This window comes from Caldicellulosiruptor morganii (genome assembly GCF_026810225.1).
Classification (GTDB): Bacteria; Bacillota; Thermoanaerobacteria; order Caldicellulosiruptorales; family Caldicellulosiruptoraceae; genus Caldicellulosiruptor; species Caldicellulosiruptor morganii.
Map to the genome: position 1 here is coordinate 1,651,750 of NZ_CP113865.1, position 21,117 is coordinate 1,672,866.

At 35.0% G+C, this 21,117-nt stretch carries 19 protein-coding genes and 2 pseudogenes; 6 read left to right on the forward strand and 15 right to left on the reverse strand.

What is annotated here, in order from left to right; all coding sequences use genetic code 11:
* Positions 1-15: 15 nt before the first annotated feature.
* The 7 genes and pseudogenes from OTK00_RS08245 to OTK00_RS08275 all read right to left on the reverse strand — a co-directional run bounded on the left by OTK00_RS08245 (position 16) and on the right by OTK00_RS08275 (position 8,151).
* Complete coding sequence (locus OTK00_RS08245) at positions 16-1,185, reverse strand: galactokinase (protein ID WP_045169829.1); 1,170 nt, start codon at positions 1,183-1,185, stop codon at positions 16-18.
* 4 nt (positions 1,186-1,189) lie between these two features.
* Positions 1,190-2,176, reverse strand: a complete 987-nt coding sequence (galT, locus tag OTK00_RS08250; RefSeq protein WP_045169830.1) for a galactose-1-phosphate uridylyltransferase — start codon at positions 2,174-2,176, stop codon at positions 1,190-1,192.
* Positions 2,177-2,276: 100 nt separating this feature from the next.
* The gene (locus tag OTK00_RS08255; protein ID WP_045169831.1) at positions 2,277-3,152 is read right to left on the reverse strand and encodes a PocR ligand-binding domain-containing protein; all 876 of its coding nucleotides are present in this window, start codon (positions 3,150-3,152) and stop codon (positions 2,277-2,279) included.
* Positions 3,153-3,177: 25 nt separating this feature from the next.
* A complete protein-coding gene (locus OTK00_RS08260; protein WP_045169832.1) occupies positions 3,178-3,594 on the reverse strand; it encodes a DUF523 domain-containing protein in 417 nt (138 codons plus the stop codon).
* Positions 3,591-4,205 (reverse strand): ribosome biogenesis GTP-binding protein YihA/YsxC, encoded by a 615-nt coding sequence (gene yihA / locus OTK00_RS08265; protein ID WP_045169833.1) that lies wholly within the window; start codon positions 4,203-4,205, stop codon positions 3,591-3,593. Before yihA ends, OTK00_RS08260 begins: the two co-directional genes overlap by 4 nt.
* An 18-nt stretch (positions 4,206-4,223) precedes the next feature.
* Positions 4,224-6,544: pseudogene (lon, locus tag OTK00_RS08270) on the reverse strand (endopeptidase La).
* Positions 6,545-6,672: 128 nt separating this feature from the next.
* Positions 6,673-8,151 carry an IS200/IS605 family accessory protein TnpB-related protein gene (locus OTK00_RS08275; protein WP_045169834.1) on the reverse strand — a complete coding sequence of 493 codons (1,479 nt, stop codon included), beginning with the start codon at positions 8,149-8,151 and terminating at the stop codon, positions 6,673-6,675.
* A gap of 202 nt (positions 8,152-8,353) precedes the next feature.
* On the opposite strand from OTK00_RS08275, the gene OTK00_RS08280 reads away from it, so the two are divergent.
* From OTK00_RS08280 to OTK00_RS08300, 5 genes are all read left to right on the forward strand, one after another.
* Positions 8,354-8,557 (forward strand): glycerol-3-phosphate responsive antiterminator, encoded by a 204-nt coding sequence (locus OTK00_RS08280; RefSeq protein WP_045169835.1) that lies wholly within the window; start codon positions 8,354-8,356, stop codon positions 8,555-8,557.
* Positions 8,558-8,734: 177 nt separating this feature from the next.
* Positions 8,735-9,298, forward strand: coding sequence for a transposase (locus OTK00_RS08285; protein ID WP_241765460.1), 564 nt, complete (start codon positions 8,735-8,737; stop codon positions 9,296-9,298).
* On the forward strand, positions 9,295-10,302 hold the full coding sequence (locus tag OTK00_RS08290; protein WP_268760763.1) for a transposase: 1,008 nt from the start codon (positions 9,295-9,297) through the stop codon (positions 10,300-10,302). The genes OTK00_RS08285 and OTK00_RS08290 overlap by 4 nt, the downstream gene beginning before the upstream one ends.
* Before the next feature lie 136 nt (positions 10,303-10,438).
* Positions 10,439-10,606: a glycerol-3-phosphate responsive antiterminator gene (locus tag OTK00_RS08295; RefSeq protein WP_241765509.1), complete on the forward strand. Its 168-nt coding sequence runs from the start codon at positions 10,439-10,441 to the stop codon at positions 10,604-10,606.
* 140 nt (positions 10,607-10,746) lie between these two features.
* Entirely contained in the window at positions 10,747-11,844 is a 1,098-nt protein-coding gene (locus tag OTK00_RS08300) for an iron-containing alcohol dehydrogenase family protein (RefSeq protein WP_045169836.1), read from the forward strand.
* Positions 11,845-12,041: 197 nt separating this feature from the next.
* On the opposite strand, the gene OTK00_RS08305 is transcribed toward OTK00_RS08300, so the two are convergent.
* On the reverse strand, positions 12,042-13,241 hold the full coding sequence (locus OTK00_RS08305; protein ID WP_045169837.1) for a hypothetical protein: 1,200 nt from the start codon (positions 13,239-13,241) through the stop codon (positions 12,042-12,044).
* Between the two features lie 66 nt (positions 13,242-13,307).
* Positions 13,308-14,309, reverse strand: a complete 1,002-nt coding sequence (locus tag OTK00_RS08310) for a YncE family protein (protein ID WP_052670919.1) — start codon at positions 14,307-14,309, stop codon at positions 13,308-13,310.
* A 486-nt stretch (positions 14,310-14,795) separates the two neighbouring features.
* Here OTK00_RS08310 and OTK00_RS08315 point away from each other — a divergent pair, with 486 nt between their 5' ends.
* Entirely contained in the window at positions 14,796-16,088 is a 1,293-nt protein-coding gene (locus tag OTK00_RS08315; protein WP_045168742.1) for an IS110 family RNA-guided transposase, read from the forward strand.
* A gap of 676 nt (positions 16,089-16,764) precedes the next feature.
* On the opposite strand, the gene OTK00_RS08320 is transcribed toward OTK00_RS08315, so the two are convergent.
* The 6 genes and pseudogenes from OTK00_RS08320 to OTK00_RS12295 form a co-directional block, all read right to left on the reverse strand.
* The gene (locus tag OTK00_RS08320; protein ID WP_157841028.1) at positions 16,765-17,553 is read right to left on the reverse strand and encodes a hypothetical protein; all 789 of its coding nucleotides are present in this window, start codon (positions 17,551-17,553) and stop codon (positions 16,765-16,767) included.
* Between the two features lie 16 nt (positions 17,554-17,569).
* Entirely contained in the window at positions 17,570-17,944 is a 375-nt protein-coding gene (locus OTK00_RS08325; RefSeq protein ID WP_268760764.1) for a DUF3244 domain-containing protein, read from the reverse strand.
* Between the two features lie 81 nt (positions 17,945-18,025).
* A complete protein-coding gene (locus OTK00_RS08330; RefSeq protein ID WP_268760765.1) occupies positions 18,026-18,802 on the reverse strand; it encodes a hypothetical protein in 777 nt (258 codons plus the stop codon).
* Between the two features lie 36 nt (positions 18,803-18,838).
* Entirely contained in the window at positions 18,839-19,723 is an 885-nt protein-coding gene (locus OTK00_RS08335) for an ABC transporter ATP-binding protein (RefSeq protein ID WP_045169840.1), read from the reverse strand.
* Between the two features lie 408 nt (positions 19,724-20,131).
* The gene (locus OTK00_RS12290; RefSeq protein WP_456298810.1) at positions 20,132-20,299 is read right to left on the reverse strand and encodes a hypothetical protein; all 168 of its coding nucleotides are present in this window, start codon (positions 20,297-20,299) and stop codon (positions 20,132-20,134) included.
* Positions 20,300-20,685: 386 nt separating this feature from the next.
* A pseudogene (locus OTK00_RS12295) lies at positions 20,686-21,061 on the reverse strand (transposase family protein); the annotation flags it as partial.
* Positions 21,062-21,117: the final 56 nt, after the last annotated feature.

The following is a 21,117-nucleotide window of genomic DNA, read 5'->3' on the forward strand; positions in this document are numbered from 1 at the left end:
TCCCTTCTATAATTTTTAAATTTTGATTTCTCTTGTACCATCGTCAATGTCAAATACATAAAATTCAGGTTTCAAAGAGGTTTTTTTATGATAATTTTCACCAACCATTTTTGTAAACTCATCAATGGCATCTTTGTGAACAATTGATACTGTGCAGCCACCAAAGCCAGCACCCGTCATACGGCTACCAATAACCCCATCAATTTTCAAAGCCTCTTCAAAAAGTGTATCAAGCTCAAACCCCGTTACTTCATAGTCGTCACGCAAAGATATATGTGATTCTATCATAAGCTTTCCAAAGCTTGCAAGATCGCCTTTTTCCAAAACTTCTATCGACTTTAATACTCTGTCATCTTCATAAACAACATGTCTTACTCTTTTTAATACAGTCTCATCCTCAATCAAATACTTATACTTTTCAAACTCTTCCCTGCTCAGCTCGCCAAGGCAGGATATGCTTAGCTTCTCTTGCAATATCTTTAGCCCTTTTTCGCACTCTGCTCTTCTTTCATTGTACTTGGAGTCTGCCAGGCTTCTTTTTTTATTTGTATTGCTTACCACAATCTTATAATCGCCCAGCTTCAATGGTACATACTTATACTCCATAGTCCTTGTGTTCAAAAAGATTGCATGGTCTTTTTTGCCAAGGCTTGATGCAAACTGGTCCATAATTCCGCAATTCACACCAACAAATCTATTTTCAGCTCTCTGACAGATAAGGCTCAGCTCTACCCTGTCAATCGGTTTTTCATTAAAAATTGAATACACTGCAATGCAGGTTGCGCATTCAATTGCAGCAGAAGAAGAAAGTCCTGCACCGTGAGGAACTGTGTCATAAAAGAGCATGTCAGCACCGCCAACATTGTATCCTGCCTGCAATAGTTCTTTTATAACACCAAGCTGATAATTTCCCCATCTGATTTGCCTGTATTTATCTATATTTTCAATATCAGCCTCAACAAGTTCTTTTAAATCTGTTGCATAAAGTCTTATTGTGCGGTTCTTTCTTTTTCTAATCAAAACGGTTGTGCCAACATTGACTGCAGCAGGAAAGACATACCCTCCATTGTAGTCTGTATGCTCGCCAATCAAGTTTACTCTTCCGCTTGAATAAAAACATCTTACTTCTTCATCTGCCCTACCATATATATCTTCAAACAGTCTCAAAAGATCTCTTATTTCCATTTCTTTATTTACCCCCTTGCATTTTTTCCAGAAACCTCTTGTACGCCTGCCTGAGCTCTTCTGCCTTCTCTTCGGGTGAGGTGGTATTGCACAGTGCCCATGCACCTGTCTCACTTGATGCATTGAATTTTTGCTTGTCTTTTGAGCGCATTGGAGGGTAAAATTCAACATGAAAATGATAGAATTTTGAATAGTCCCTGTCGACATTTACAGGCAGCTGATGAAAACACATCATGTAGGGAAATTTATAGTTAAACAAACTGTCAAGCATGCCTGTTGTTTCCTTTAAAATCATGGCAAAACTATTTTTCTCTTCATCTGTCAGATCTGATATTGTTCCAACATGTCGTTTTGGTGAGATAAATACACCATATGGATACTCGGTAAAGAAAGGAAGGTATGTCACAAAGTGCTCATTTTCAATTATTACCCTATTTTTAAACTCCATCTCTTCTCTGTCAATCCTGCAAATTAAACACTCACCGTAAGAATTGTAGTGCAACTCAGCACTTTCAAGTTCGCGTAAAATCTTTAGCGGAATCCACGAATACCCATAAATCTGACCGTGTGGATGTGGCATTGTAACACCCACAACCTCACCCCTGTTTTCAAAGATGAAGACAAACTTTATATTCGGGTCTTTTCTCAGCGTCTCAAACCTTTCCACCCATAAATCAACAAGCTTTCGAATATGCTGGACGCTAAGCTCGGGAAGTGTTACAGTATGATTTGGTGAATATAAAATAACCTCGCATTTGCCGTAAGCAGGCGCAACTCTGTAAAAACTTGTTGCAACATCGTCGGGCTGTGGTGGATTTTGCATAAGTGCCGGAAAGTCATTGTCATATTCCAAAACCTCATAATCATCTGGCACCCTGCCAGAGCCGGGGCAAAATGGACACCAGTCTTTTGGCATCTGAGGTCTTTCCTGCCTGTGCGATGCAATCATAACCCAGTCACGCAGCAGTGGATTCCATCTGAGCTCTGCCATCTTTCTATCCCCTCACATCTGTATAATTGTTTTTTATTGGGTTTGTTTTTCCTAATTTCATTCTAAAAAAAAAGAAGTGCAATTTGAATGCACTTCTTTTTTATGTATTAGCACTTTTTTTAGATATATCGTAAATATATTTATCCTTTTTGTAATTCAAAGGTGAAACTCCAAACTTTCTTTTAAAAAGTCTGCTAAAATAATTCTGGTCTTCTATACCAACCATCTTTGATATCTCTCCAATTGATAGGTCTGTGGTCTCAATGAGCTCTTTTGATTTTTTCAGTCTTATGTTAATAAGATATTCTTTAAATGTTATTCCAAGCTGTTTTTTGAAAAGATAGCTCAAATACGTTGGTGACAGGTACACCATCTTTGCAAGATCTTCCAGGGTTATATCTTCCATATAGTGGTTCTTGATGTATTCTATTATCTTTTCAATGGATGAAAGAGAAGATATCCTTATCATCTCTGAGTCTATGATGTACTTTGCAACAATGTGCATCATGTCAAGCACACTCTTGAGTTTTTCCTGGTCAATATACGTAAGGTTAAAAAAGCTCTTTTTAACCTTTTGCTGGTCAAGTGGCTGGTCTTTAATCTTTTCCAGAACCTGCTGCCACATCTGTTCAGAAGGAGGCTCAAGCAAAATCTGACCTATAAAGAGTGCACCTATGTAGCTATTGTTGAAAAAAAGAGGTATCACAGCTTCAATAAGTCCCATATGACACCTGTAAACATGAATACCCTTTTTCTTCTGGGCTGTTTGTGCACCGTTTAAATCTGAATTTTTGCATGCTTCTCCATTTTTATAGTATTGTTTCATCAACATGCAAAATTCACATGTACCTTTTTTCTTATTCTCAACCCATTGATTGTCAGCTGTTAAGAAATTTGCTGAGATTCCTGTAATGTAGGAGAAATTGTCCAGAACCGAAATCAAATCATCGTATTTAATAATTTCTTTAAAATCCATGTCAGTTTAACACCCTTTTTAATTTTTAATCAATACAGACAACCCTGATGCCGTTTTCAAGCAGCATCTTTGCAGTAACCCCTGCACCGTCCACAAGAGTATTTGAAAAACTTCCATCATAGATTTTACCAAAACCACAGGAAGGACTTCTGGATTTAAAAAATGCAATCTCAGCCCCAAAGAATCTTGCCAGTTTCAATGTCTCAAAAGCTCCTTTATAAAAATTATCGGTAAAATCTCTACCTTCTATATCAACCACTTTGCCATCTTTAATCTCACAGGGACTTCTGGGTGTTGCAAGCCCACCAAGCTGCTCCGGACAAACTGGAATTAAAATATATTCTTTTTTGAGTCTTTCCACCACTTCACTTCTCAAATTGTTTGTCCCATCATACTTTGTATCAAGTCCTATAAGGCAGCTACTTATAAGCGCAAACTTCATCCTTTCCCCTTCTCCTTTAAAATTGCCTCTTCCATAAATTTTACAATACTGTACTGAATCTGTTTGGCACCCATTCCTGTTTTAGCAGAGAACTGGTAGAAAAGTTCCTTATCAATTCCAAGCTCTTTTGAAATAAGATTGGTGTTCTTTGTAAGCTCGTTATTGGAAAGCTTGTCGCACTTTGTCAGAACAATCATTATTGGAATCTCTTTTCTATCAAAAAAACCAAGCATTATCTTATCATCTTCTGTTGGAAGATGCCTTGAGTCAAGAAGCAAAACCGCAAGTTTTAGCTCTTCTCTTTCCAAAAGGTACTCTTCTATCATATTCTTCCATCTTTTCTTTTCCTCTTTTGAAACCTCCGCATAACCATAACCGGGCAGGTCAACCACTCTGAATTTGTTATCAATGTTGAAAAAGTTAATTGTTCGTGTCTTGCCAGGTGTTGATCCAACTTTTGCTAATTTATCCTTAAAAATTGTATTTATAAAAGAAGACTTTCCAACATTTGACCTGCCACATATACACATTTCAGGCATCTTTATGGGTGGATAGTCATCCTTTTTGACAGCAATCTTTTCAAGTTTCGCATTCGAAAGGTCTATCTTCAAACTCTCTTTTGACCCCCTTTACCCCTTTATTGCAATTTTAAATACCTCATCAATTGTTCTGACAAAAATAAAATTCATATCTTTCTTTACATAGTCATCCAGTTCATCTACATCTTTCTTGTTTTCAAATGGCAGAATTACATTCCTGATTCCAACCCTTTTCGCAGCCAAAATTTTCTCCTTCACACCGCCGATTGGCAAAACTCTTCCACTCAGGGTAATCTCGCCTGTCATTGCAATGTCATGCCTGACAGGCTTTTTGGAAAGAGCTGATACCATAGCGGTTGCCATAGTAATTCCGGCAGACGGTCCATCTTTGGGTATAGCACCCTCGGGTACATGAATATGAATATCATATTCTTTGTAGAAATTCTCATCTATTCCAAGATCTTTTGCGCGTGCACGTATGATGCTAACCGCTGCTTTTGCTGACTCTTTCATAACATCACCAAGCTGGCCGGTGAGTTCAAGCCTGCCGCTTCCTGGCATGACAAGCGCTTCAACAGAGAGTGTTTCACCGCCAAAGGGCGTCCACGCAAGACCTGTTACAATCCCTATCCTGTCTTCTTCAATCAGCTCATCTCTTCTATATTTTCTTACACCCAGATACTTCTCCAGATTCTTTGTTGTAATTCTCACCGTTTTTTGTTTTCTTCCAGAATTTCTTTTGCAACACGTCTGCAAAGTCTTGCTATTTCTCTTTCTAAGTTTCTAACCCCCGATTCTCTTGTGTAAAAAGCAATTATATCACGTATTGTGGCATCATCATATCTGATCTGGGATTTCTTGAGCCCATTTTGCGCTATTTGTTTAGGAAACAGATACTTTTTTGCAATTTCTATCTTCTCTTCTTCAGTATACCCTGTAATTTCAATAACTTCAAGTCTATCAAGAAGAGGTCTTGGTATTGTTTCAAGTGTATTTGCTGTTGCAATGAACATCACTTCGGACAGATCAAAAGGAATTTCAATATAATGATCACGGAATGCATAGTTTTGCTCACTGTCAAGCACTTCCAAAAGTGCCGACGCAGGGTCACCCCTGAAATCATGTGACATCTTGTCAATCTCATCTAAAAGTATCAGCGGATTTTTTGTCTTTGCCTGACGAAGAGCGTAAATAATTCTTCCAGGCATAGCACCAACATATGTTTTTCTGTGTCCACGAATCTCTGCCTCATCCCTGAGCCCACCAAGTGAAATTCTCACATAGTTTCTATTCAAAGCCCTTGCTATGGACTTTGCAATGGATGTTTTACCCACACCGGGCGGTCCAACCAGACACAAAATAGGACCTTTTAGATCATTCTTTAATTTCCTAACTGCGATATATTCAAGAATTCTCTCTTTCACTTTTGTAAGACCATAATGATCCTCATCCAGAATCTTCCTGACAAGGTTTATATCAATCTTTTCTTCACTTTTTACATTCCACGGAAGTTCAACAATCCATTCCAAATATGTTCGAATAACTCCAACCTCAGGTGAGTTTGGAGGAAGTTTTTCAAGCCTGTCTATTTCCTTTAAAACTTTTTGCAAGCTATCATTAGCAAGTCCCAGCTTTTTTACCTGTTCTCTGTATTCCTGTGCCTCTGAAAAAAGGCTGTCTTTTTCGCCAAGCTCGCTCTGTATTGCTTTTAGCTGCTCTCTCAGGTAATACTCCTTCTGCATCCTGTCAATCTGTTTTTTTACCTTCAGAGTAATCTTTCTTTCTATTTCGATTATCTCTTTTTCCCTGAGGATTAGCTCATAAAGCTTTGTAAGTCTTTGCTTCAAGTCTGCTTGCTCCAAAAGTAGCTGCTTGTCCTCAAGCTTGACAATTACATTTGCTGCAATGACATCAGCAAGCTGACCCGGATTTTGAATTGTTGTAACAGACAGAATAGCATCAGGCGGTATTCTGTTTGTCAGCTTTGCAAACTCTTCAAACGCAGAGATTACGTTTCTTATAATCGCTTCCAATTCCGGGTCATCCAGATTACTGCTTTCTTCTCTGTATTCCTCAATTTCCACCAAAAAGTATGGTGAAGTCTGAAGATACTCTGTGACCTTTGCTCTGTGAAGACCTTCTACCAAAATTCTTGACGCTTCATTTGGAAGCCTCAGCATCTGTTTGATTTTTGCAACCGTTCCAAACTGATATAAATCCTCGGGTCCTGGCTCTTCCTGTTTCGGGTCTTTCTGGGCCAAAAGTAAAACTTGCTGGTCACTGTTCATAGCTTCTTCCAATGCTTTTAATGAAATCTGTCTGCCAACATCAAAATGAAGCATCATATATGGGAATACCACAAGTCCACGCAATGGTATAACCGGTAAAGTTTTTTTATTTGCTGTTTCCATCAAACTCTATCTGCCTGGTCATCTAAACTGTGCAAAACTGCACAAGCTTAGACGGCTGGGGTATTTGTAGTCCGCCATTTCAAGACTTTCCCTGCCCCAGCAGGCGGTTTTTGGGAAAGCCATAGCCCCTACCCCAAGAAGTAGGAACTTGCGCCGATTTTCGGTCTCCCCACTTGCCCTGAAACCAATATCCATTTCAGGACAGACATGTCACGCAATACCCTGTCAGGGGAGAGTGGCGTCACCACCGCTACCCTGAGAACTCGCCAGAGATTGTAGCCTGCACTACAGCTAATCGCACTTGTTCCATCCAGAGGTGCAAATAGCCTCCCAGGCTCACTCCCAGAGCTTTGTATCTTACGCATTACATATTCAATCTCTTTTATCTGTTTCCTTCTCAAGTGTATATTCTTCACTGCTTTGCTTACATACTCTTTTAGCTCTTCTAAACTGCTGGCATCAAGACTATTTAAAAGCTTCATGTAGTTTGCAGGTATCCTCTCTTTTTTCCCAAGTCCTCTTCTTGCTATAACATATGCGCTTGCAATGTCTTTGCTTATCATAAACTGCGGTGCGAACTTGAGCATCCCTATCACCGATGTGTATGCAGGATTTGCTTCTATAACCTCTATCCCTTCTCGTTTTGCTAAAATCCTGATTTTGTCAAGAAGCGACCTGTAACTGAAAAAGTGTCTTATCCGTCTTGATTTTCTGCCCGAAAAGTCACCTCTTGTTCCTTTGTCTTTTATATTCAGCCTCTCTATCACAATAGCCTTTCTTTTCTCTCTTGCTATCTTTACAATCTCATGTGCATACTGCCATCTGTAATACTCTCTTTTGTCATGATTTCCACTTTCAAGCTCCGGCATTGGAATCTTGCCATAGCTTATAAACTGTCCGCTCCTGTCCACCTCTACCCATGCCATGTGATTGGGATATGCATTTGTATCTATACCTATAGCACCATTTTCTCTGGTGATTTCTGTCGCCGGAAAGAGTTCTTCTGCTGAAAAGTAAGCATACACATTCCCATTTTTAAGTTTTAGCTCTACAGAATAAGGCACTCCAAGGGCAGCAATCTCCTGTAAAATTTGTCTTCTGTCTTTGTCTTTCTTATAACCGGCTGATAATCTAGCAAATACATATTTTCTATCTCCTATATTTATCCTCAAAAATGTGCCTCTTTCATTTACCCCAATCCTTGTGTTCAAGTTCCCTTTTTTACTCCTGTCTCCTCTTGAATATAAATTCCCTTTCCTTTTTTCCTGCCACTCAATTTCGAGTTTTTTGTAGGGCTTGCCGTTTATATGTCGTTTTTTGAGCTTTTCAAAAAGCTGCCTGCCGCCAAAGATAGCTTTCCTCGGGTCTTCTCCTCTTTGCTTGCAGGACTCTAAAACAGCTTTTGCTTTCATTATTGCATCATCTACATACCTTGAGTTCAAATCAAAAATCCCCTGCAAATCCTTTTTTAGGCTATTTCTATCAAAGCCTTCTAAAAGTCTTTTGTATGCAAATCTCATACAGGAAGACCATCTTCTCATAAGCTCCAGAACTTTTTGCTTGTCTTCATAACTTTCAAAAATGAGTTTAGCCTGAACTGTTATCACATCTTTTTGCACCTCTTATTAAGGTTCTTTTGCTTATATCATAATCTTACCAACCTTTTGCACACAAAGTAACTTTTAATGCTATCCAGTCAAAATTATACCTTTTTGCATCGTAATTCTCAACTGTTGCACACCTCCGTTTTTAAATTTTTGACCACAGGTGTATAATTATATTAAACATCCAAAAAGGAGCCAAGCTGCAATGAAAAATCTATTAGATGAACTTATTCAAAATCCTATTATACCAGCTGTAAGAGATAAAGCAATACTTGAATGTGCTTTAAATTCCGACTGTAGAATTATTTTTCTTCTTCACTCTACTATTTTAACCATAAGGGACGAAATTAATATAATAAAGCGAAAAAATAAAATTGATTCTGGTGTAAAAAGCCTTTTTTCTTTATGAAGAAGTATAAATATAAAATTAGAATTGAATAAATAAACATAAAAATATATGTAGTACAAATTTTTATAGAATTATGTTAGAATCAAAGGAGCAAAAATTACGACAAATGGGGTGTTGTACTTGTTTAGAGAAAATAACAACCATCTCCAACAATCATTATTTGAAAGTGTTAACTTCATGGATTCAAGGATAAAGGCTAAACTTGAAAAATCATGGGCTCCCATATTTTATAAATACGTGTTCTGCAACATCGATGAAAAACCCTTTTCAGTTTTATACAGTGATACAGGAAGGGCTAACTTCCCGGTTAACATACTTCTTTCTTTGGAATACATAAAACACCTTAAAAACTACTCTGATGATGAACTTATCGAAAATTTCAACTTCAATTACCTGATAAATTATGCTGTAGGAATAAGAACATTAGGAGGTATGAACCTTTCAGAGAAAACCTTGTATGACTTTAGAACAAGGATATACAAATACCTCATAAAACATCCTGAACAAGAGGACTTAATATTCGGGCAGTTTTTAAATCTTACCATGATTTTTGCCAAAGAAGCAGGTATATGCATGAAAGAACAGCGGATAGACTCCACCATGTTCATGTCAAACATCAAAAAAGCAGGAAGAGTTGCCCTTGCCTTTGATGTACTTTACAGGGCAGTAAAATCCATTCCTGAAGACAGACTTTCAGAGAACCTAAAAAAGTTCTCAACCCTGAATTTAGGACAGAAGTGATACACAAAACCAAGCCTTCAGAAGGCGAAAGCAGGCTGGAAATGCTCTTGAATCTTTGCCAAGAAACAAAAGAAACAATTGAAAACATTTCTGAACTAAAAAACTCCGATGCGTATAGGATCCTTGAAAGATTTTTGTCGGAACAGGCGTACTACGACGAACAAACCAAGAAGCTCAAGGCCAAAGATAGCAAAAGTATACCCAGCGATTCTCTTCAGTCAGCATATGATGAGGATGCTACTTATCGCAAGAAGGGGAACAAAGCTGAAAGCGGATATGTTTTAAACCTTAGCGAAACCTGTGCAAAAGAAAATTCTTTTCAGCTCATAACAGACTATACGGTAGAAAAGAATATAAAGAGTGATGTAGAGCTTTTAAAAGAGAGACTACCTATTATAAAACAGAATACAAAATGTCAAGAAGTCTATGTAGACGGTGGTTATTACTCCAAAGAAGTAGTACAAATTGCAAAAGAGAACTGTGTAGAAGTTCATTTTACTGATTTAAACGGTAGGAAGCCTGTTAGGATGTCAGTGAGCGAATATGAAATAGATGAAGAGACGAAAGTGATAAAAAAATGCCCAAGGGGAATAATACCCATTCATGCAAGTGTTAAGAAAGGGCAGACGGTAGCCCATTTTCCAAAAGAAGCCTGTGCAAAGTGTGAATTAAAAAATCAATGTTATTGCAAAGAGCAAAAAAAAGATTATGTGGTGAGGGTAAATCTAAAATCGATAGAAGCAGCCAAACAACGGGAAAAGATAGAATGCAGGTGTGAGGGAAACAAGAGCAAAAGAGCAGCAATAGAAGGTACTAATTCAGCCTTGAAGAGGGGTCATGGTCTTTCGAAACTTCGAGTAAGGGGACTTGTAAAATGTAGAGTAAACGTAGGTTTAAAGGTATTGGCCCAGAATTTTAAGCGTTTTGCAAGATACATGTTGGAACGAGCTAAAAAAGCTATTGGAGAGAGGCAGGGGGGAAGTGCGCCCGTATTGGTGCAATAAATGGTAATAACGTATTATAAAGGTAATACATAAGTTTTTCTCGGCAGATTTTAGACTGGATTTTTGTTATCACAGGCATAAATTACCACAATTTACCTGAATAAATTTTCAAAGTACAGAAAGGCAGATTCTAAAATTGAGTTTTTACACTAGAATCAAAATTGTATTTGTTCATATTGACCTTATAGAAGGAGTGGGAAAAGACGAAAAAGGAATAGAATTTCTCAAAAACGTTGGTGCTGATGGTATTATATCAATATATTCCGGTCTTAAAATGGTGGACAATCCCGGAGCTTGCTTTTGATGCGCCCTCCGCCACATCTTCCATTGCCTCAACTTCTTTAATCTTCAAATAATTAGCTTTTTTATACATCTCTACTTTTCATTATGTGCTATAATTTATGTGAAAAATGAGCTTCTCAAAAGGAGGGGGCAAAAACTAAGATGAGCAAATTTTTCATGCCAACAAAAGTAATATTTGAAAAGGATGGTGTTTTGAAAAATAAAGAATTATTAATACTTGGTAAAAGAGCATTTATTGTTACATCTCCATCTTCTTTGAAAAACGGAGCTGTAGATGATGTTATCAAAGTTTTAAATGAACTTTCAATTGAATATTCCATGTATGATAGAATTGCCCAAAATCCAAGCGTTGAGCAGATAGATGAGGTGAGCAAAATTGCAAGAGATTTTGAGCCTGATTTTATAATTGGGATTGGTGGCGGCTCGCCTCTTGACTCATCAAAGGCAGTGGCAGTGCTCTGCGCAGAAAAAAACCTGAGTGCCACAGACCTTTTTGACAGCAGCTTTTCGAAAGCTTTGCCTGTGGTTGCAATTCCTACAACCTGCGGTACAGGAAGCGAGGTCACTCCATATTCAATCCTGACACTCAAAAGCATTGAAAACAAGAAAAGCTTTGCATCAGAGCTTATTTTCCCAAAAGTTGTGATTGTAGATTATAAATACCTTTTTACTCTTCCATGGGAGGTTGTGGTAAACACATCATTTGATGCGTTGTCCCATGTGATAGAAGGATACCTTTCAAACAGGACTGACATGATAGTTGAAACCTTTGCTCAAAAAGCCCTAAGGCTATACTCTGTGGTTAAAAACGCCCTGAAAGAAAATAAATTATCCGAAAAAGACTTTGAGAGTTTAGCCTGGATATCTTTGATTGGTGGGATAATAATTGCCCAGACAGGAACACTCATAGTTCATCCCTTGGGTTATAACTTTACCTACTATCATGACATTCCGCACGGAAGAGCAAATGCAATTTTGCTATCAGCATTTTTGAAACTTGAAAGTAAATACCTGAAAGATGATGTAGACTTTGTTATCAAAAACATGGGATTTTCCACAATAGACGAATTTGATGAGTTTGTAAGGTTTTTTGTCAAATCCTCTATACCTGCTCTAAATGATGAACAAATTGAATACTATGCAAAAAGAGCAATAGAATCTAAAAATGTAAACTATTTGAGGCACAGTATATCACTTGATGAAATGAAAGAGATATTGAAAAGATCTTCTGAAAAGTAAAAAAACAATTCTTCACTCACAGATTTGAGTAAAAAAAGGCTGAAAAGATAAAAAAGGTTTTGAACAGTATTTCATACTTCAATAAAAACAGGGGGCTGTTAGCAACAAAGAATATTATAGCAGCCCCTGAACTTTATTTTCCACCTTCATTATAAACGGTTGTTTGAAAGTGGAATAAATTAGGTTACTACAAATCTTCACTTCGAAATTACATCATAACTTACAATACCGCCCTCTACATTAAATAGTAATTCCAGCTTTTTGTTTTTCAGACTGTAAATGCTAGTATTAAAAATCCTGTTCGGAACAGAAGAATAACAATCTCTGTCTATAAAATAAATTGTTTTACTACTACTGCAAATTGGCCAATAAATATTTATATTTTTTGGTATACCATTTACAATCTCCAGTTTTCCTGTATTAAGGTCAACAACTACTGGTTTGGATCTAAATGGTTCTATAATTTTTGAATAATCGCCAAACCCTTTATATTCCGGTTCACCCTGTGTAAACATATATTTATCACTTGAAACAAAGCATCCCGGAGAGTTGCAAAGCCCTGTATTTTCCCAGAATTCTTTTACCAATCCGCTTTTTAAGTTTACAGCAGCCAGATACCTGTAAGGTGGAGTTGCTGATGAAGAAGTGCTAATTACAACCCACTTATTATCGTTGCTTATTGCAGTATAATATATTTCTCTATAATCCTCTGTCAAAGGTAAATTACCAATTTTCTCAGAAATAAGCTTTTTCTTGGTATTATTCAACAAATCAAACACAACAAGCGATGTAGCCAGAACATTACTACTTTCTATTTCGCCACACACTATATACCTTGAATCTCTTGAAATTGCGGGAAACCAAAATTTACCTTCCGCTACACGTTCCAATATGAACGGGGACTTTTTATCAGTTTCTTGTTTCTTCTGATATTTCAGTATATACAGTGCTTTTTCAGTGGCTATTACAAATTCTTCTTTAGTCTTGTTTGCATTGATAAACTCAACTCTCTCGTTCAGTCTTTGTCTATACACTTCTTTCCCGGTTTTATAATCAACAAGAATTACTTCTTCAAGATTCTGCGTACAAGCAATATAATCTTTCCCCCACGAAAAAAATCTGCGCGGGAAAAAGGTTAATTCCTGGTCAATCTCTGTACTGGATGTCTTAAATTTAAACAATAATTTATCATTCCCTTTGCTGTCAGCAATTCTTCCCTCAAAGGTGGTTCCGTATAACATATTTCGATTTTTGTTATTCAATACTTTTACATATCCTATTTTTTCAATACCTAATTGAAGAAAATATGCATACAAAAATCCTGTCAATATTATCACAAATACTGTAATTCCAGCAAAAAGAAATTTTTTTATCGCAAACTTATTGGTTGATTTCATTTATCCACATCCTTTTTTTATTATTACTGCTCTGAGTTTTCTTAACAAGCTGTATAACAATTTTTGTTAATTATTTTTACTATCTTCCATTCTCTCTGATTGTATATATTTTGCATACTGCTCACCTGTTATCCATGAATCGACTTTTAATACGTATACATCCTTTTCACATGGTAGCAATACAAAAACATCGTTTCCTTCAAGTATAACATCACGCACCGGAAAAGAATATTTACAATCCGGAATCTTAACAAGCCCTTCAATATTTCTTGTTTTTGAATTTAATTTAACTATCCACTCACCATAGTCGTTAGTTATCTTCCAGAATTGAATAAAGCCCCTCTTACCAATATAATCATACGCACTGTATTTATCCACAAACCATCCCGGAAATTCAAAAGTTTCACTTCCACCAACACTCGCTTTACAAGCAGAAGCCTTTACTTCACTTACACTTCCATCAGCAGAAAATACTCCATCTCTTTTTTCTACAACAAACAACTTATTTGTATTTGCATTCTTTGCCAAAAAACATGTGGTCATTTTTTCTTCTCCAGACAGCACAACAAATGGACCTTTATCATTCAAATCGAACTTGTAAAATGGTTCTAATCTCAGTTCTTGATTTTTCGCTATGTCAACCACTCTATTATTTATTGTAATCAAAGTATTTGTACCAGCATTGTATAAATATATTTTTCCATTTTTATCAACTGCCATACCATGAATCCATTGCTCCTCCGGTATGCTAATCTTTTCAATCAAATTACCTTTGATCTTAGTGTATACAAGTACTCTATGATGAACATTATCAAGAATATAAATTTTATCTCCTTTTACATCAAAAGCATTTGGTCCCTCGTGAGAACCATAACCTACCATTCCTGTATATTCAATACCTTCTTCAGATACAGGAATCTTCAATACAGTCTTAAAATTTGGAAAGTCACTGCTTTTGCTGTCCGAAATGATGGAAGCTGTGGTTTTTTGAGACAAAACAGAAAAGGCACTCACAACCACTAAAATAAATATCATTAAAAGTGCTAAAGTCCTTTTGATGTTTTTCATACTCTATTCCCCCTTGTATAATTATTTTCGTAAGACACATCAAAAAAATTCTAATAAAATAACAACCAAAGTTTCGGTTAACATAAGATTTTGAGTCTCATCCTTAAAATAACATCTCAAATACTACCTCTTTGAGAGGAAAGCAGCGCAAAGTCTCTTCCTGCTGCTTGTGGCTTCTAATCTTTAGCCACTTTAACGCTGGCCTCTTGCCAGCCATTCTAACTTTGATATAATTCTTTCTATCTGGGCATGGAATTTACCTGTACGCGCCCCCTGGGAACGGAACTTCTTTCCGTATACCCGTGAAAAAGATTATTATTCCATTCCAGGTAAGTCTAAACTATTTGGCTGGTTGAGGCCAGCTTAGATCCTAATCAAAGCTGGTTCCTCGCATCACGTGCAAGGTTGTATACTTACCTTTGCTCGGAATGGAAAACTCATGCCCTAATTCAATTTCAAAATCACTTGCAGGGAGGTTTAATTGCTATGAATCTAAAACCTATTGCCGGGATTGATGTAGCCAAGTATTTCAGCGAAATGGTGATTATATCTCCTACAAATGAAATAATTGCCCGCTTGACTATCCGTCACAATAATCCCTCTGATTTTGATAGGGCTATTGAAATCCTTAAAAAAGTTGAAGAGGATTTCGCAGCACGCCCTATCATCGTCATGGAAGCCACAGGGCATTACCACAAAATCCTCTCCCGCTTCTTTACTTCTAATGGCTGGGATGTTTCAATTATCAATCCCATCCAATCTAATTCTATCAAAAATGCGGGAGTTAGAAAAGTAAAAAATGATAAAACCGATGCCCTGTGGATTGCATTAACTTTTAGACTTACTGACTCTACTGTAGTACAACCTTCATCTGAAATCCTCGACTGCTTGAAAAACCTATGCCGCCAGTATTACAACCTCAGTGATGAACTAACCTCTTACAAATACAGACTTACTTCTGTCGTCGATCAAATTATGCTCAATTTCAAAGAGGTCTTCCCTGACATTTGTTCTAAAACATCCTTGGCTATACTTGAAAACTACCCAACTCCAACCGATATCTTAGGCGCTGACAGCGAAAAACTTATTTCCATCATTCAGCTAACCTCTAAAAAAAGCTATCAATGGGCCAAAGAAAAATATGAATTACTTGTCGCAAAAGCTAAACAGTTTCAACCTTTTTCTATATCAGACTTAGCAACTGTTACTATGCTTAAAGTCTATATTAACATGGTCCTGAATTTACAGCAGAATATCGACAAAATTTTTGAAGCCATAAATCAACTTGTTCAGCAATCTTCGCAATCTCAGCCTTCACTCATGGAAAATATTAACCTCCTTCAATCTATCCCCGGCATAGGTTTTCTATCCGCTGCAACTATCCTTGCTGAAATAGGTGATTTCGAAAAATTTTCAAAACCCAACAAGCTTGTTGCTTTCTTTGGTGTAGATCCTTCCGTAAATCAATCGGGGCAATTTGTTGGCACAAAAAATAAAATGTCTAAACGTGGTTCTAAAATCTTGCGAAGAATCTTATTTACAATTGCTCTTGCCAATATCAGAACAAAAAGAAATTCTAAACCTTGTAATCCTGTATTATTCGAATACTATCAGAAAAAGTGCCAACAAAAGCCCAAAAAAGTTGCATTAGGTGCTGTTATGAGAAAAATTATTTGTATTATCTTTGCTGTTATGCGCGATAAAAAACCTTTTGAACTTAGAACTCCAGAAGAACATATTCAAAAATACTTTAATAAAACTGCAGTTTGTAGTGCATAAACAATTGTTCTGTTTACGAAACATTAGTTAACAATAACACTACTCAGCCTCCATATGTTATGTCAACTTCTAATGGATGGCTTACCTTTTTGCGCCCTCTTTAAAGAATCTTATACCATAAAATGGTGTCAAAATTTTTTAAAAAAACTCTTGACTTTAATTAGCTGGTCTTAATTTTGTTTTATATCTTTTCATGGGCGCCCATAAAAGGTTAATGCCAACCCATGTTAAAATTTTTTGAAATTAAATTAAATATTTTCTTTTTTATATTCTCAGGTATATTACCCTATTTACAAGCAATCTATCTTATTTGAGAAGGGTAACAAGAAAGCTTATATATTTACTAATATTCTCCTTGTAATTTCTACCTCAATTCTACTTTATTAACTTTTACTTTGTCAAACCCGTTTTTTTAACTTAATTTTTTGCAATTTTTAGCCATTGGCTCTTTCTTACTTTAAATATCTCTAAATTTCTTAAATTTTCTTATATTTCTACAAACAAAAAGCTGCCCCCCATTTTCCTAGGGCAGCTATCTAAACTGCTTTTTAAAATGATTTTTATACTATATCCCTTTTTATCCTCATCAAACTATTGAACAAAAGTGGCAGCAAGAAAAATGCGAGCAAAACAATACCTAATCGGAAATTAATTTTAAAAATACTTATTATTTTCTTCATTTAGATGTAAATTTTTCACTTTTGATAAATGCAAATTGAACACAAAACATAAAAATTAAATAACCCAAAAGTATAAAGAAAGATACTAATAACGAATTATACGCTCTGTTTTCAGGAATTATTATTATGCTCCCATATTTTAAATTGCTAAAGAAATTATTTAAAAAACTATATGTATTAAACACTATTAAAGTTTTTATTAAAAAAATTCCACTCGAAAATCTATGAATTGCTGGTTCAAAAAATATTAAAAATATGGGAATGCTCAATGAATAAACAAAGTTCCGTGTTAGCAGATGTAGTGTAAATGATAAATTTCCCACTAAAAATAAACAAAAGACAATACTGATTAATTGCACAATTAGCTTGTACCATGGTAAAGCATTAGCATTTATAATCGCGTCAAAAATCACTCCTAACAGCAGAGATGTTAAACCTAAAAGCAATGAAAAACAAAATATTGTTAATTGTTTAAATAGAAGAAAGTAGTCTCTTTTCAGATTCGTGGAATAAATAAAGAGTAAATTTGCCTGATACTCTTTGTTGCAAATAACAGCAGAGAAAACTGCTATCGCTATACTACCCAGTAAATTGCAATACAACAATAAACCTGAAGCATAAGGTGAAAAAACTGTACCTAAATTACCATTTTTGCTCGTGTTCCTGTATATTAAAATCATTAGTATTACATAAAAAAAATATGTTGCAAGTATTAAATTAGATTTAAGCACTTTCTTTATTTCAGGTTCTGTTGTTTTTAAACTAATCACTATATCACCTGCCACTCAGCAAAGGATTAATTTATTCTATCTTTATATAACCTTCTCCTACACCTTTTTTGAAAAAAAGAATTAGCTTATATTCACCATTTTTCAAATTACCTACTTCCAATTTTTCATCTCCTTTCTCTCCAATATCTTTTTCGTAAATTATCCTATCTCTCTTATCTTTTATTTTAATTGTAATCTTGTTAGTGCACTTCATATGCTGACAATTAAGAATCAATGAATCTTTGTCTACATAAATTACAAAAGTTTCTTCCTTCCCATATTCAACAACATAGTTAAATTTTATATTTGTGACGTATTCTTTTGTACCAATTCTTTTAATAGAAGTATTATAGCTTACCTTATCACTCTTGAACTGATTAAAATTCCCTGAATTGATAATTAACAAAATACCAAAAAATAAAAAACAAATTAAAACAACCTTCAATAAAAATTTTATCTTCACTTGATTTAACACCACCCGTTATATTCAATTTTCTGATACAAAAGAACCTATCCATAATATAATTATCAAAAATATCACAAGGTAACTTGTGGAAATTAATAATGATACATTAAAATCAGCCAGATTGCTTATGTTGGCAGTTTTTATTGTTACATAACCCTCCGAAGAAGCCAAATCGGAGAAAACTTTAATTATCAATGTAGAATTAATTGTATTAAACCAATATTTGCCTAAATCTTGAAATATCTGGGATACACTACATACAATATTTATTAAATATGGAAGAAATATTGCAAGAGAAATTGCAACATACATTCTCTTTATAACAATCGCCAATATGTATGAAAAAAGACTCAATTCAATTGAAATCAATAGAGTAACCAAAAACTGTCTGATAATTCTTTTAAAACTCAAGCTAAATTCAATATCAGAAATTCGGAACAAACAAAATATATATGTAATTGTAAATGTAATTAACAAAATTCCTATTAACAAAATAAATAATGTAAATATTTTTAAAATGTGCTGTCTTATTCTACCTTGAAATATATGTGAAAAACTAAAAGTGTTATTATGAAATTCATATCCTCCCTCGATACCTCCAAGCACAGCACCCAAATACAGAGTATTCATAATATAAAAGTAAAACAATGAAAGGGAAATTAACTTTTCCAATTCAATATTGTACAAATAAACCCCTGAATTTTTATTAAAAAACCTGCTAATTAAAGCTACCACAAAAATAAAGACGTAAACAAGCATTGAAATTAAAAATAATTTGGATTTTAAAACTTTCTTCAATTCGCCTGCAAAAACATTAAGAATCATTTCTCACATCTACTCCTTTGTCATTACCTCAAATACACTTTTTATTGTCTGTCTGTATGTCTCAAATTTCTGTAATTCTATGTCGTTTTTTATTATTTGTTCAAGAAAGTTTATCTCTTCATTTTCCTCAACTATAAATTCAACATCAGAAAGTCCGGTATAATTTAACTTTAATAAATTTGCTAATCTAACAAATTTTTCAGCATCTTCTTTTTTAATTTTTACAAACTTTTTGTTCCTTACTTCCAAATCACTAATATTGCTTTTTACCTTTATTTCTCCTTTGTGAATTATTATAAACTCATCTATTATACTTTCAAGTTCCTCAAAAGCATGTGTTGAAATGATTATAGTTTTATCTTTTTGCCCTTTCATTTCTTTAATCCTCTCTTTGAGCCAAAATACACCCTCAATATCAAGTCCATTAGTTGGTTCGTCTAAAATTAACAACTTTTTATCACCTATGCAAATTGCAAAAGCAAGTTGAAGTCTCCTCTTCATACCAAGCGAAAAATCTTTTACTTTTTTCGATGCCACTTCTTTTAAGTTAACAGCCTCAAGAATCTCAAAAATTTCTTCCCTTCGCAACTCAATCCCCTGCATTCTGGCTATTATGTCAATATTATCATATGCGCTCAGCTCAAAATATCCTGCCAAATTTTCAGGAAGATAACCAACCTCCTTTAACCCACCATTCCGTGGATTTTTACCAAAAACAGAAACACTCCCCTTCGTAGGAAATAGAAGCCTCAATATAATTTTTAGCAATGTAGTCTTTCCTGCTCCATTTTTCCCAAACAAACCATAAACTTTGTTTTCTTCAAAAACAAGATTTATCCCTTTTAAGACTTCTTTTTTACCAAAACTCTTAAAAAGATTGTCAACAGATACCATCGTCAATTTAATTGCACTCCTTTAAATATCCTGTTTTCATAAACTTCAACAACCGGGGCAACTTCTCAGCAAAATTGCCCCGGCTGCTTTGAACCCCTTAAGGCAATGCTGTAGCCTGAACAAATAAATATTTTGTATTCAATCTTATTTACAAAAGAAAATATTCAAATTGCTATATTTATTAAAATTTTACCTGACATTATTACCTTAATTTTACTTTGTTAATTTTTATCCTGTCAAGCTTTTTTTTTTTTTTTTTTTTAGTTAATTTTATGCAATTTTTAGCTATCAGCTTTCTCTTTCTTTAAATATCTCTAAATTTCTTAAATTTTCTTATGTTTTTCTTCAAACAAAAAGCTGCCCCCTTTTCTTGGAGGCAGCTATCTAAATTGCTTTTTAAGAGCATTTTTATATTATATCCCTTTTTATTCTCATCAAACTATTGAACAAAAGTGGCAGCAGGAAAAATGCAAGCAAAACAAGTCCTATCACAACACACACTGAAACCTGCATGAGCGTTAAAATCCCGGATGGCAGCATTGCCGCAAACGTGCCTGCCAAAATTATTACAGCCAATGTATCATTATGAGTCTCAAAGTCCTGAAATCTTTAAAATAGATGCTTCTCAAATCGTGATTGCTTGACGATATTCCGCCAACACCAAATTCAGTGAATTTTGCATCAACAAACTTCAAAGAGTTTTTCAATACCTTTTCAACACTGTCAACAATATCTATTGCTTTGTTTGTATAAGGATTGGTGTCAAGGATAAGGATAATCTTTGTTATTTTTCTGCTCTTATCCATGTATGAATCCAGTGCTTTTTCAAAATTACTGCTTTTAAGAGCCCCGGGGGGCACATAGAATATATTTGTGTTTTTGTATCCTTCAAAATAATCTTTGAACTTTTGCATGGAATCTGTCATTTTTTCAAGTGCATCAGAAATTTGCAAAAGCATTGCCTTAAAACTATTCTGCCCATATTGCTTCAGAAAAAACTCATCTACAGTTTGACCTGGATTTACTTTATCAAACAATCTCATAACTGCTACAGCTGAAACATTTGTGTGTTTTGCTATCTCTTTCATACTTGTTAAACTTCCAAGTTGACTTATAATATATGCTGCAAGTCTATTTGTCATCCTTTGAGATTTGCCTATAAAAGTTATGTGTTCAAAAAACTTCTTCCCACATGCTTTGCAGACATATCTTCTCTTTCTTATAATCAAATATATTTTCTTGCCCATTATAGGTATGTCTTTTACCTTCTGTGTGTGATAATCATGTACCTTACTTGTAACTTATGTGAAATTCTATTTCACTTTCATTCTCATCCATTTTAAGAAGAATGATATCTTTCGATTTTAAAAGTCCAGTGATATAATTAGATTTAA

Bases quoted from the DNA above. Each gene is read 5' to 3' on its own strand.
- OTK00_RS08335 (WP_045169840.1), bottom strand. From the start codon at position 19,723: ATGGTATCTGTTGACAATCTTTTTAAGAGTTTTGGTAAAAAAGAAGTC.
- OTK00_RS08310 (WP_052670919.1), bottom strand. From the start codon at position 14,309: ATGAAAAACATCAAAAGGACTTTAGCACTTTTAATGATATTTATTTTA.
- OTK00_RS08255 (WP_045169831.1), bottom strand. From the start codon at position 3,152: ATGGATTTTAAAGAAATTATTAAATACGATGATTTGATTTCGGTTCTG.
- galT (WP_045169830.1), bottom strand. From the start codon at position 2,176: ATGGCAGAGCTCAGATGGAATCCACTGCTGCGTGACTGGGTTATGATT.
- OTK00_RS08305 (WP_045169837.1), bottom strand. From the start codon at position 13,241: ATGAAATCAACCAATAAGTTTGCGATAAAAAAATTTCTTTTTGCTGGA.
- OTK00_RS08300 (WP_045169836.1), top strand. From the start codon at position 10,747: ATGAGCAAATTTTTCATGCCAACAAAAGTAATATTTGAAAAGGATGGT.
- OTK00_RS08260 (WP_045169832.1), bottom strand. From the start codon at position 3,594: ATGAAGTTTGCGCTTATAAGTAGCTGCCTTATAGGACTTGATACAAAG.
- OTK00_RS08245 (WP_045169829.1), bottom strand. From the start codon at position 1,185: ATGGAAATAAGAGATCTTTTGAGACTGTTTGAAGATATATATGGTAGG.
- OTK00_RS08280 (WP_045169835.1), top strand. From the start codon at position 8,354: ATGAAAAATCTATTAGATGAACTTATTCAAAATCCTATTATACCAGCT.
- OTK00_RS08315 (WP_045168742.1), top strand. From the start codon at position 14,796: ATGAATCTAAAACCTATTGCCGGGATTGATGTAGCCAAGTATTTCAGC.
- OTK00_RS08285 (WP_241765460.1), top strand. From the start codon at position 8,735: ATGGATTCAAGGATAAAGGCTAAACTTGAAAAATCATGGGCTCCCATA.